This is a genomic window from Cupriavidus nantongensis, assembly GCF_041726985.1.
GTDB classification, from domain to species: Bacteria; Pseudomonadota; Gammaproteobacteria; order Burkholderiales; family Burkholderiaceae; genus Cupriavidus; species Cupriavidus nantongensis_A.
In genome coordinates, this window is the sequence record NZ_CP168302.1 from 1,326,427 (window position 1) to 1,338,040 (window position 11,614).

At 70.5% G+C, this 11,614-nt stretch carries 10 protein-coding genes; 3 read left to right on the forward strand and 7 right to left on the reverse strand.

The genetic code is table 11. The features are described from left to right. Positions 1-5 precede the first annotated feature (5 nt). Complete coding sequence (locus tag ACEI37_RS05750; protein WP_373375830.1) at positions 6-887, reverse strand: LysR family transcriptional regulator; 882 nt, start codon at positions 885-887, stop codon at positions 6-8. 132 nt (positions 888-1,019) lie between these two features. Between ACEI37_RS05750 and ACEI37_RS05755 the strand changes: the two genes are divergently transcribed. After that, on the forward strand, positions 1,020-1,643 hold the full coding sequence (locus ACEI37_RS05755) for a LysE family translocator (protein WP_373375831.1): 624 nt from the start codon (positions 1,020-1,022) through the stop codon (positions 1,641-1,643). On the opposite strand, the gene thpR is transcribed toward ACEI37_RS05755, so the two are convergent. Genes thpR through ACEI37_RS05770 form a run of 3 tightly spaced genes read right to left on the reverse strand, consistent with a single transcriptional unit; the run spans position 1,627 to position 4,203 of the window. After that, positions 1,627-2,208, reverse strand: coding sequence for an RNA 2',3'-cyclic phosphodiesterase (gene thpR / locus ACEI37_RS05760; protein WP_373375832.1), 582 nt, complete (start codon positions 2,206-2,208; stop codon positions 1,627-1,629). The two genes, ACEI37_RS05755 and thpR, sit on opposite strands and share 17 nt — an antisense overlap. Before the next feature lie 16 nt (positions 2,209-2,224). Then, positions 2,225-2,725, reverse strand: a complete 501-nt coding sequence (locus ACEI37_RS05765) for a methylated-DNA--[protein]-cysteine S-methyltransferase (RefSeq protein WP_373375833.1) — start codon at positions 2,723-2,725, stop codon at positions 2,225-2,227. Next, the gene (locus ACEI37_RS05770) at positions 2,722-4,203 is read right to left on the reverse strand and encodes an AlkA N-terminal domain-containing protein (protein WP_373375834.1); all 1,482 of its coding nucleotides are present in this window, start codon (positions 4,201-4,203) and stop codon (positions 2,722-2,724) included. Before ACEI37_RS05770 ends, ACEI37_RS05765 begins: the two co-directional genes overlap by 4 nt. Positions 4,204-4,320: 117 nt before the next feature. Here ACEI37_RS05770 and ACEI37_RS05775 point away from each other — a divergent pair, with 117 nt between their 5' ends. Further along, on the forward strand, positions 4,321-7,158 hold the full coding sequence (locus tag ACEI37_RS05775) for a M16 family metallopeptidase (RefSeq protein WP_373375835.1): 2,838 nt from the start codon (positions 4,321-4,323) through the stop codon (positions 7,156-7,158). A gap of 139 nt (positions 7,159-7,297) precedes the next feature. Continuing rightward, positions 7,298-7,672: a hypothetical protein gene (locus ACEI37_RS05780; RefSeq protein WP_012357073.1), complete on the forward strand. Its 375-nt coding sequence runs from the start codon at positions 7,298-7,300 to the stop codon at positions 7,670-7,672. A gap of 111 nt (positions 7,673-7,783) precedes the next feature. Here the strand turns inward: ACEI37_RS05780 and ACEI37_RS05785 are convergent, their stop codons facing one another. The 3 genes from ACEI37_RS05785 to ACEI37_RS05795 form a co-directional block, all read right to left on the reverse strand. Next, positions 7,784-8,329 (reverse strand): hypothetical protein, encoded by a 546-nt coding sequence (locus ACEI37_RS05785; protein ID WP_373375836.1) that lies wholly within the window; start codon positions 8,327-8,329, stop codon positions 7,784-7,786. Between the two features lie 29 nt (positions 8,330-8,358). Next, positions 8,359-9,516, reverse strand: a complete 1,158-nt coding sequence (locus ACEI37_RS05790; protein WP_373375837.1) for an acyl-CoA dehydrogenase family protein — start codon at positions 9,514-9,516, stop codon at positions 8,359-8,361. A 128-nt stretch (positions 9,517-9,644) separates the two neighbouring features. Then, positions 9,645-11,426 (reverse strand): OPT/YSL family transporter, encoded by a 1,782-nt coding sequence (locus ACEI37_RS05795; RefSeq protein WP_373375838.1) that lies wholly within the window; start codon positions 11,424-11,426, stop codon positions 9,645-9,647. Positions 11,427-11,614 lie beyond the last annotated feature (188 nt).

Here is an 11,614-nt window from a genome sequence, read left to right on the forward strand (position 1 = left end):
GGCTTTCAGGCGTGCGGCGGCGGCGCCACCGTGGCCTGCGCCGCTTCGCGCAGCCATGCCAGCAGGGCCAGCCGGCGCGCGTCGTGCTCGAACGGCGCGGGCGACAGCAGGTGGTAGGCCGAGCCGTCGGCAGCAAAGCCGAACGGCGCGGCCAGCCGGCCGTCGGCGATCTCGTCGGCAGCCATCAGCTGCGAAGCCATGGCCCAGCCCAGGCCCGCCGCCGCGGCCTGCAGGCTCAGATAGAAGTGCTCGTACCAGGCGTCACCGTCCAGGCGCAGGCGGCCCGCGTCATCGGGACACGCCGCCTGCCAGCGCTGCCAGGCCTCGGGCCGCGTGCGCGTGTGCAACCGCACCGGCGCCACCGCGGCACCTTCGGCGGCCTGAGGCCGGCACACCGGACCCACGCGTTCCTGCACCACCTCGCGCGCATGCCAGCGCGCATCGAAGGCAAAGTCGTTGCGCCGCAGCGCCAGGTCGGCGCCGATGCGCGTAAAGTCGATCGGCCCGCCCGCCGCCATCAGGTGCAGCGGAATGTCGGGATGGCGCGCGGCAAAGCGCGGCAGCCGCGGGATCAGCCAGCGCATGGCGATGGTCGGCTCGCACGACAGCACCAGGGCCCGCCCCGTCGGTTGCGTGCGGATGCGCGCGGCGGCGGCGGCCAGCCCCTCCATCGATTGCGTCGCCGCCGCAAACAGCGAGCGCCCCGCCTCGGTCAGGAAAACGCCGCGGTTGCGCCGCTCGAACAGCGCCACGCCAAGCGTGTCCTCGAGCTGGCGGATCTGCCGGCTGACCGCGCCATGCGTCAGGTGCAGCTCCTCCGCCGCGCGGGCAAAGCTCTCGTGGCGCGCCGCGGCCTCGAAGAATCGGATCCATCCCAGCCAGTGCATCGGTCAGTTTTTCTCACGGAATCGCGCGAGTATATATCGGTTGTGGGTGCGCATCCCGGCACGCAGAATTGGGTACGCTTTGGTCCCCGCGACTCGGGATCGGCCCGAAACCACAACATATCCTGACGCAACATGCCCCCTCTCGCCGAATCCCTGGCGGTCGCCACGGTGACCGTGCTGGCCGTGATCAGTCCCGGCCCGGACTTCGCCATGGTCACCCGCAACAGCTACCTGTACGGCCGCCGCGCCGGCTTGCTCAGTGCACTCGGCATCGGCCTGGGCGTGCAGGTGCATGTGCTCTATACGATGTTCGGGGTTTCGCTGCTGATGGCGCACGCGCATGGCGTGCTGACGGTGGTAAAGGCGCTGGGCGCCGTCTATCTGATCTGGATTGGCCTGCAGACGCTGCGCAAGCGAGACGCGCTGGCGGTCGACCTGCACGGCGACCGCGCGCTGGCCCCGCTGGCGGCGTTGCGCATGGGCTTCCTGACCAATGCGTTGAACCCCAAGACCACGCTGTTCGTCGTCAGCACTTACACCCAGGTGGTGGATGCCCACACCCCGGTTCCGGTGCAGTGGGCCTATGGCGGGTTCATGTCGGTGGCGCACCTGGCGTGGTTCAGCGTGGTGGCGTGGGTGTTCACCGCGCCGGCGCTGCGCGCGGCCATGCTGCGGCGCCAGCGATTGCTCGACCGCGCCATCGGCTCGGCCCTGTGCGGACTAGGCGTGGCGCTGGGCTTCAGCAACCTGGCGTAGGGTCCGGCGCCGCCAGCGGCCAGGTTTGGCGCAGCAGGTGTTGCGGCCCCTGCGGTCCGAGCCGGCTTTCGAACAGCACCAGCCGCGCGACGCGCCACGGCACGCTGGCCAGCGTGCGGTGCGCATCGAGCCACGCGCGCAGCGCGCTTTCGGGCACAGTTGGCTTGCAGCGAGCCAGGGTCACGTGAGGATGGAAGCGCCGCCGCTCCGGCGGGAAGCCGGCGGCGTCCGCCAGTGCCTGCCCCACCTCGGCGTGCAAGGCGCGCAGCGCGTCCAGCCCGGGACCGGGCGCGAGACCGGCCCACAGCACCGACCCCGGGCCGCTGCGGAAGCGCCCGGTGCCATACGCCTGCAGCGTGAACGCGGGGGTGCGCAGCGCCGCGAGCGCGGCACCGAGCTTTTCGGCGGCCTGTGCTGCCTCGCCCAGGTCTTCGCCGAGGAAGTGCAGGGTCAGGTGGACTTGCGCGGGTGTCGCGGCGCGCACGCCGGGTGCGGCAGGCAGCGTCGACAACAGCCCCACCGCCTGTGCGGGCGGCACTTCCACCGCGATGAACAGGCGTGCCATCGCTGCGCGGCGGGCCTCAGCCCGTGGTGGCGGCGATGCCCTCGCGCCGCAGCAGGGCGCGCTTGCGCTCGATGCCGCCGGCATAGCCGGTCAGCGCGCCGGCGCTGCCCAGCACGCGATGGCAGGGCACGATCACCGACAGCGGGTTGCGGCCGACCGCGCCACCTACCGCACGCGCATGCGTGGGCGGCAGCCCGAGCGTGCGCGCCAGTTCGCCGTAGGAAGCGGTGGCGCCGCACGGGATCTCCAGCAGCGCCTGCCACACGCGCTGCTGGAACGGGCTGCCGGCAAAGCGCACCGGAACGGTAAAGGTGTCGCGGCGGCCGGCGAAATACTCAGCCAGCTCGACGGCGGCGCGGTCCAGCACCGCGGCATCGGCCGCAGGCACGTCGCGGCTGTCGGCAATGCCGGCGGGATGGTACTTCTGCCCCGCGAAGAAGAGGCCGGTCAGGTGCCCATCACGCGCACGCAGCAGCACGGTGCCCAGCGGGCTGTCGATATGGCGATAGCTGGTCATGGGAGGGTCTCCGGTTGCGCCGCGGCCGGCGGCGTGTCCTTCATCGTTTCATAGCGGTGCCAAAGGTGGATCGCGGCGTAGGCCCGCCACGGCGCCCATTGCGCAGTGCGTTCATGCATCGCGCGCACGGTGCTGACGCCCAGCACCTTGCGCAGCGCATAGTCGGTGCCGGGGAAGGCATCGGGCCAGCCCAGCGCGCGCATGGCGACATACTGCGCGGTCCAGTCGCCGATGCCGTCGATCTCGCGCAGCGCCGCCACCGCCTGCTCCGGCGCCGCATGCGGGTCGAGCACCAGCGTGCCGTCCGCCACACGGCAGGACAGCGCCTGCAGCGTGCGGGCCTTGCCCGGCGACACCCCCGCCTCGCGCAGCGCAGCCTCGGGCAATGCCGCCAGCACGGCCGCGGTCGGGAAGGTATAGCGCAGACCGTCCGGCGGCGCGCCGTCCAGCGCCTGCCCGGCGCGCTGCGCCAGCGCGGCCAGGGTGCGCCGCGCCTGCACCACCGAAATCACCTGCCCGACCACGGCGCGCACCGCGATCTCGAAGCCGTCGACACAGCCGGGCAGGCGCACGCCCGGCATCGCCTGGGCCAGTTCGCCCAGGTGCCGATCCACCACGTCGGGGCGGCAGCCCAGGTCGCACAGCCGCCGCACCTTGCCCAGCGCTTGCGGAATCACGCGCGCCAGCGAGGCCGACAGCGTCACGCGCAGCACCAACCGGCGCGGCACATGTTCGATGCGGACCCAGCCGAGGTGCGCACTGCCACCGGCTTCGACGCGCAAGGTGCGAAGATAGGCACCATCGCGGATGGCTTCGATGCCGTCGACCGCGCGCGTGGCCAGGAAGCGCAGCCATGCGTCCCAGGCAAAGGGCGGCCGGTAGCCGAGCTCGAACACCAGCCGGTCGGCCACACCCTCGGCGGCACGCCGGCGCAGCGCCAGCGGCGTCAGGCCGTAGCGGGTCTTCAGCACATCGTTGAAGCGGCGCACGCTGCCGAAGCCCGCCGCCAGCGCCACGTCCGTGACCGGCAGCGCGGTATCGGCCAGCAGCCGCTTGGCCAGCAGCAGCCGCTGGGTCTGCGCGTACTCCAGCACCGACACGCCGAACTGCGCGTCGAACAGCCGCCGCAGGTGGCGCTCGGTCACGCCGATGCGCGCCGCCAGCGCGGCGACGCTGCCGTCGGCCATGAAGCCTTCGTCGATCAGCGTCGCGGCAGCCTGCGCCAGCCGGCCGGAAATATCAGCCAGGCCGTGCCCCGGCGCCAGCTCCGGACGGCAGCGCAGGCACGGGCGGAAGCCATGCTTCTCGGCCGCGGCGGCGCTTTCATAGAACGAGCAGTTCTCGCGCTTGGGGGTGCGTACCGCGCACACGGGGCGGCAATACACGCCGGTCGACGAGACGCCCACGAAGAAGCGTCCGTCGAAGCGGCGGTCGTGCGAGGCCACGGCCTTGTAGCAGGTATCGGGATCGAGGTTCATGACGGCATGCTACCGCCAGATGCCGGCGCACATCCGCTGGTTTCGGACATTTCCCTCTGGCGCGCGGGGATCGGTTGGGGCACAGTTGCCCTGCCCTTATCTTTCATCGGAGACCCCATGCGCCGCACCGCCCTGCACCTGTCACTGCTTGCCACGCTGGCCTGCCCGCCGGCGCTGGCGCAGCCTTCGGCAGCGCCGGTACAGGCAGTGCAGGCGGTGCAGGTGGCGTCGGTCGAAGGCATTACCGAACACCGCCTGCCCAATGGCCTGCGCATCGTGCTGGCACCCGATGCCGCCAAGCCCACCACCACCGTCAACATCACCTACCTGGTCGGCAGCCGCCACGAAAACTACGGCGAGACCGGCATGGCCCACCTGCTCGAGCACCTGCTGTTCAAGGGCACGCCGTCGCTGCCGGGCAAGACCATCCCGGGCGAGTTCGCGCGGCGCGGCATGAGCGTCAACGGCACCACCGCACAGGACCGTACCAACTACTTCGAGACCTTCACCGCCAGCGATGACAACCTCGACTGGGCCCTGCGCATGGAGGCCGACCGCATGGTGAACAGCGTGATCGCGCGCGCCGACCTCGACAGCGAGATGACGGTGGTCCGCAACGAGATGGAGATGGGCGAAAACAGCCCCGGGCGCATGCTGATGCAGCAGACCATGGCCGCCGCCTATCGCTGGCACAACTACGGCAAGGCCCCGATCGGCGCGCGCAGCGACGTGGAAAACGTCAGCCTCGACAACCTGCGCGCGTTCTACCGCCGCTATTACCAGCCCGACAACGCGGTGCTGGTGGTGGCGGGCAAGTTCGATCCCGCCGCCACGCTGGCCCGCATCGAGCGCTATTTCGGGCCGATTCCGCGCCCGCAGCGCGTGCTGCCGCCGGAGCCCACCGTCGAGCCCGCACAGGAAGGCGCGCGCGAACTGGTAGTGATGCGCCCCGGCGACACCCGCCTGGTGGCTGCGCAATACCATGTCAGCCCCGGCGCGCACCCCGACACCACCGCGCTGTCGCTGCTGACCATCATCCTGGGCGACACTCCCGGCGGCCGGCTGTACAAGGCGCTGGTAGAGCGCGGCCAGGCCGCGTCGATCGGCAGCGCGTTCTATGCGATGAAGGACCCCGGCGCCCTGCTGTTCATGGCGCAGGCTTCGAAAGACCAGCCGCTCGCGGCCGTGCGCGCCGGCCTGATCACGCAGATCGAGGGCTTTGCCGAAGCGCCCGTGACCGAGGCCGAGCTGGAGCGCGCGCGCGTGCGCATGCGCAACGCCTACGAGCAGTACATGAACGACCCCGGCGCGCTCGGGATTGCTCTTTCCGAAGCCATCGCCAAGGGCGACTGGCGCCTGTTCTTCCTGGCGCGCGACCGCATCGAGACCACCACGCTGGCCGACGTGCAGCGCGTGGCGCTGAACTACTTCCAGGCCTCGAACCGCACGCTGGGCGTGTTCCTTCCGGCCGAGCAGCCGCAGCGCGCGCAAGTGCCGGCGGTGCCCGACATCGCGGCCATGGTCAAGGGCTACCAGGGCCGGCCGGCGCTGGCCGCGGTGGCGGCATTCGATCCCAGTCCCGCCAACATCGAGGCCCATACCACGCGCCACACGCTCGCCAACGGCATGCAGATGGCGCTGCTGCCCAAGCCCGCGCGCGGGGAAGTGGTGCACGGCGTGCTGGTGCTGCGCATGGGCGACGCGCAGAGCCTGCAGGGGCTGACCACGGTAGGCGCGCTCACCGCCGCGATGCTTCGCCGCGGCAGCGCCGGCATGGACCGCCAGCAGATCGCCGACCGTATCGAGGCCCTGCGCGCGCGCGTCGGCATCGCGGGCGGCTCCGAACAGGTGACGGTCAGTTTCGAGACGCGCCGTGCGCACCTGCCGGAGCTTCTGTCGCTGTTGCGCGACCTGCTGCGCGCGCCGACCTTTCCCGAGGCCGAATTCGAGACCCTGCGCCAGACCAGCATCGCCGAGCTTGAAAGCGTGCAGCGCGAACCCGGCGTGCTGGCCGCCAATGCGCTGAGCCGGCACGGCGACCCCTACCCCGCCGGCGACCCGCGCCATGCGCGCACCATCGCCGAGAATATTGCCGACTTGCGCGCGGCCACGCTGGCGCAAGTGCGCGACTTCCATGCCCGCTTCTATGGCACGGGGCACGCGCAGCTGAGCCTGGTCGGCGATTTCGATGGCACGGCTGCCGCGGCGCAGGCGGCCACGTTGTTTGGCGACTGGACCGCGCCGCAGCCGTATGCGCGCGTCGATCGTCCGTTCGTGCCGATCCCGCCGGCCGAGTTCACGCTGGCCACTCCCGGCAAGGCCAACGCCGTGTACCTGGCCACCGCCCCAGTCGACCTGACCAACGATGCGCCCGACTATGCGCTGATGATGATTGCCAACCGCGTGCTGGGCGGCGCCAGCCTGCGCAGCCGGCTGGCGGACCGGCTGCGCCAGCGTGAAGGCATGAGCTATGGCGCCAGCAGCTGGGTGCAGGTGGGCGCGCTCGACCGCGCCGGCCGCTTCGGCGTGCGCGCGCAATATGCGCCGCAGAGCCTGGCGCGGGTGCAGCGCGCAGTCAGCGAGGAACTCGAGCGGCTGGTGCGCGACGGCATTACCACGCAGGAACTGGCCGAGGCCGTCAGCGGCCTGCTGCAGCAGGGCATGGTCAGTCGCAGCAACGACGCCGCACTGGCCGGCGCGCTGGCCAGCCAGCTCTACCTGGGACGCACCATGGCCTTCACGGCGCAACTCGAGCAACGACTGCGCGACGCCACGCCTGAAGCGGTCAACGCCGCCATCCGCCGCTATATGCAGCCGGGCACGCTGTCACGCGCCTATGCCGGCGACTTCGCGGGCGCGGCGGCGCAGGGCGCTGCAACTGGCCAGGCAGCCGGCACGCCCGCCGACACTGCAAGCGGCTCGCCCGCCGGCGATACGCCGCCCGCAAGCCTCTGACATGGCCCTGACATACATCGGCAACCATACTCGCCCGGCGTGGGGTCATCCGCGGCGCGTGCAACGAGGCGCCAGGCCCTTGCCCCGACCCCGGGTTGACTGTATATTCGTACAGTATAAGTCGATACAAGAGGTGTGGATGTCAATCGTGCGAGCTGGCAGCAAGGCAGAAGCGCTCAGGCTTCTGGCCTCGGAAGGCGTGCTGGCGCTTGAGCTGGACTACGAGACCGGATGGCAGGACGCCGTCGAACTCGGCAGGCTCGGAGAAAAGCGCGGTATCAAGGTGCAATATCGCGGACAAGAAAGCATCGCCGTCCGTTCCCGCGAAGCCCTGATCGAAGGGCTGGCCAAACCCAAGGCCACATTCCGTCAACGCAATCTCTATTGCCAGTTCGATCTCGGCACGCTGGCGGACCATGAACTGCTCGACCTCGAAGCCAAGGCCACGCGGCTCGGGGACTATATTCTCGCCGGCCACCTGCTGCGCGAGGTCGATGGCGTGTGGCCGCAATAAGCGGCCCGAGCAACCTGAGCGCGCCTGCGTTCACCAGAAAATAAAGAAGCCGCCCTGCAGGCGGCTTCCGTTACGTTGCGCCGGTCACGCCGGCTACGCCAGGCACGCGGATCAATGCCAGACCCGTGTCGCGTTGGCCCAGCGCGCCGCGCATGACTGCGCCACCGGCGCGTCGATGATGTCGTTGGCGGCATCGTCGGCCGGTGCCGCCGCGGCAGCCTCCAGCGCGGTGCGCCACAGCACCGCCGACACCAGTGTCTTGCACTGGCGGCGCTCGCCATGCGCCAGCGCCAGCAGGCGCTCGTAGCCGTCGATCACGATCAGGCGGTCGCCATGGCGCGGCTGCAGCGTAAGCGTGAACAGGTGGTCACACTCGCACTGCATGCGGCCGCCGCTGACCGCCACCACGATGGCGCCGGGCAAGGCAATGCCGCTGCCCTGCACCTTGGTACGCAACCGCGCCAGGTGCGCCTGCACGCGCGGGTCCGGGGCGGCGCCGACGCTGGCCGCCATCTGTGCCGGCAGCGCGCAGAGCGCCATCAGCTCGGCCGGCGACACCGCCAGCGTGTACGCCTGCAGCGTGGGGCGATAGGTCGCCACCACCGCGCGCAGCCGGTGCGGCGCGCCGTCGCGCCCGCGGTATTGCATCGTGTCCATGTCGACTCCTGCCACGGGGGCCGTTGGGGTCAGTCGCGCAGCAGGTGCTTGGCGATGATCATCTGCTGGATCTGCGTGGTGCCCTCGTACAGGCGCAGCAGGCGCACATCGCGATAGAAGCGTTCGGCCTTGTATTCGGCGATATAGCCGGCACCGCCGTGGATCTGCACCGCGCGGTCGGCGACGCGGCCCACCATCTCGGTACAGAACATCTTGGTGCACGAAGCCAGCATGCTGACTTCCGGATCGCTCTTGCCGGCAGGCTTGGCGTCGTAGCGCTGGGCGCAGTCGCGCACCATCGACAGGCCCGCGTAGAGCTCGGCCTGGCTGTCGGCCAGCATCGCCTGGATGAGCTGGAAGTCGCCGATCGGGCGGCCGAACTGCTTGCGCTCCTTGGCATACGCCACAGCGTCGGTGATCAGCCGGTGCGCCATGCCGCAGGCCAGCGCCGACAGGTGCAGACGGCCGCGGTCCAGCACCTTCATGGCGGTCTTGAAGCCCACCCCCGGCACGCCGCCGATGATGTTGGCGGCCGGCACGCGCACGTTCTCGAGCACCACGTCGCAGGTCTTGGTGCCGCGCTGGCCCATCTTCTTGTCGGGCTTGCCCAGCGAGATGCCCGGGGTGTCGGCCGGCACGATGAAGGACGAGATGCCCGCGGCGCCCGGGCCGCCGGTGCGCGCCATCAGCGTGAACGCGCCCGCGCGCGGCGCGTTGGTGATGAAGCGCTTGGTGCCGTTGATGACGTAGTGGTCCCCGTCCAGCTCCGCTTTGGTCTGCAGCGAGGCCGCATCGGAGCCGGCGTTGGGCTCGGTCAGCGCGAACGAGATGATCATCTCGCCGCTGGCGATGCGCGGCAGGTACTGCTGCTTCTGTTCCTCGGTGCCATCCATCAGGATGCCCTGCGAACCGATGCCGACGTTGGTGCCGAAGACCGAGCGGAACGCGAACGCGGTATGGCCGAGGTCATAGACCACATCGCATTCCTGCGACATCGACAGGCCGATGCCGCCGTAGTTCTCGGGGATTGAGATGCCGAACAGCCCCATCTCCTTCATGTCGGCGACGATCTCGGCGGGCACGTCGTCGGTTTCCTCCAGCGTGTCTTCGGCGGGCTTCAGGCGTTCGTCGATGAAGCGCTGCACCGAGGCGCGCAGCAGGGCAAAGGATTCTTGGTCTAGGGCCATGGTGATTCTCCGGGTCAAGCCAGTACGTCAGTGTGGCCGCCTATGGTACGCCGGTGGCGCGATTTGACAATCCATTGGATCTTGGACAGAAGCGTCAGCGAAATTTGACAATCGGCCGCCCCGGACCCTCAGGTGACAGACAGCAGGCCGGCCATGCCGATGCCCAGTGCCGCCAGCGCATCGCCCGCAATCAGCCCCCCGCCCAGCAGCGACGCGGTGTTCATGTCGCGCGGCAAGCCTTGCCGGCGCGCCCCGGCGGTACCGAGCGCGGCTCCCACGCTGGCCAGCACGCCGCCCGCGGCCATCCATGCCGCCGCCGCCAGGTTGACGAAGCCGCCGAACGACGACGCATAGGGCGAAGGCAGGATCACCGCATCCAGCACGAAATCCGCCGCCTGCCCGCCTCGCCCGGAACGCGCAAAGCGCTGCCACGCAGGATGGCCGAGGATGGCGCGGCGCAACAGCGCCGTGGCCAGCCCGATCCCCAAGCCCGCCCCGACCGCCAGGTACTGGCCGGCACGGTCCTGCGACAGGCCATGGAGCACGCCCACGATCTTGTAGGTCATGGCCGAGGTCCAGCGCGCCGGCTGCTGGTCGGCCGGCAGGCTGGTCTGGTCCAGCGCCAGCACCGGATAGGCCTGCAGGAACAGCCGCGCCATCGCCACCGCGACCAGGGCGCCGACCACGATGCCCGCCACCTGGTAGCCGAACTGCACCATGCGGTCGCTGCCCAGGCGCCAGCCGGTGGAGCGGTCCTGCTGCATGTCGCTGGCTTCGGCGGTGGCCACCAGCAGCACCGTGGCGGCGATCAGGCCGACCTGCGGCGCGCGCAGGCCGGTGGCTGCCATCAGGATCACCGACAGCACGAACGCCGATGAAATCGGGTTCTGGTCGACCATGCCGACCGAGATGCCGTTGACCAGCGCGAACACCAGCGCCAGCAGCACGGCGATCAGCTGGAAGGCCAGCGGCTGCCCGAACCACGTCACACCCGCCGCCACCGTGGCCACACCCCACAGCAGCGCCCAGGCCGCCACCCAGCCCATGCCCGGCCCGCGCCGCCGCGCGTCCGGTTGCCGATGGTGCCGTGCCCGCCAGCGCCGGCACGCCTGCACCAGCAGCTGCGCCAGGTCGACCACGGCCGCGCCCATGATCATGCCCAGCGCCACCAGGAACGTGGCCTTGCGGTACGGCTCGCCCGGCGCCAGCCAGCCGGCGTCGATAAACCACGGGGTCATGGCCCAGCCGGCCAGCCCGCCCACCAGCGCGGCAACGCCCACGCGCGCGCCGACGATCATGCCGGCGCCGAAGGTGGCCGCCGACAGGTCCAGCGCGGCCAGCCACGGCACGCGCCCGGCCCCCACCCCGCTGGCCAGGCCCAGCGCCATGCCGCCGCCGAGGCGCGCCACCGAGCGCCGCAACAGTGCCGGATCGGTCAGCGCGCGCAGGATGTTGGCCACCGCCAGCCCCGACGGAAAGGTCAGCTGCATGCGGTCCACCAGCAGCGGCGTGTACAGCATGCCCACGCCTACCCCGAACATGCCGATGCACAGCAGGTACAGCACCAGCTGCCACAGCGGCGGCTGCGCCATGCCCAGCCACGCCATCGCCTGCAGCACCACCGCCATGCCGCCCATGCCCGCCACCGACGCCGCCGCGGTCTGGATGTAGTTGGCGCCATGGCGGCCGGACGCGCCATAGCCGGCCGTCACCACCGAGCCCAGGATGCCCGCCAGCACCTGTCCGCCAACAAAGAACCCCAGCGAGAAATTCATGTACGCCGCGGCGACGCCACCCAGCGGCCCCAGCACCAGCATGCCGGCCGCGCCCAGCATCAGGTGGTATTGCCAGCTGCCCGGCGAGGGCAGCCAGGCCACGCGGGGCGCGGCGTCGGAGGGCAGGACGGGCATGGCGCGGGCCCCTTCAGCGGAACAGTGTGCCTGTTGCGAAGCATAGGCGAAGCACAGGGGGAGGTGCGCGGCGGATGCTGCTAGTTTGCGCTACCGCAGTGCCGGCGTTTGCCGGAGGGGTTTACACTAGTTTCGCACGCAACTATATTGCAGATATAGTTGCGCCCACAACCATCCCGCACAGACCC